The sequence below is a fragment of the Mycobacterium simiae genome, assembly GCF_008370645.1.
Classification (GTDB): Bacteria; Actinomycetota; Actinomycetes; order Mycobacteriales; family Mycobacteriaceae; genus Mycobacterium; species Mycobacterium simiae_A.
Genome location: NZ_VTZN01000497.1, coordinates 1 through 560 on the forward strand (window position 1 = coordinate 1; position 560 = coordinate 560).

The window sequence follows — 560 nt, forward strand, 5'->3', positions numbered from 1 at the left end:
GAGTGTTATCCCTGCCCGACGCCGCGCTGTTGGTCAGCGCGCGGGGCCGACTCATGCAAGCGTGCGCGCCTGGGGCGATGCTGGCCGTCCAGGCCAGCGAGCGCGACATCATGGCCCTGCTCGCCGACTACCCCGACACCGCGATTGCCGCGATCAACGGCCCCACCTCGGTCGTCGTCGCGGGGCCCGTCGACCAGATCGAGCGCCTTCGTGACCACTGCGGCCAGCGTGCCCGCAAAACCACCCCGCTAACGGTCAGCCATGCTTTCCACTCACCGGCGATGGACCCCGCGCTGCCCGAATTCGAGGCCATCGCCGCCGGTTTGACTTTCCATCGGCCCGCGCTGCCGATCGTGTCCAACCTCACCGGGCAACTGGCCACCGCCGAACACCTCACCTCGGCGCAGTACTGGACCCAACAGCTACGTCAGCCTGTCCGCTTCGGCGAGAGCGTCGCCGGGTTGCTGACCCAGGGCGAGCACACCTTCGTGGAGTTATCCCCCCAACCGGTCCTGGCTCCGGCGATCTCCGAGGCCCTCGGCAACGCCGCGGGGTGCAGC

1 protein-coding gene is annotated in these 560 nt (G+C 69.3%); it reads left to right on the forward strand.

Annotated features, from left to right (window positions below; all coding sequences use genetic code 11):
- On the forward strand, positions 1–560 hold a 560-nt coding region (locus tag F0Q45_RS26610), incomplete at both ends, for an acyltransferase domain-containing protein (protein WP_188113201.1).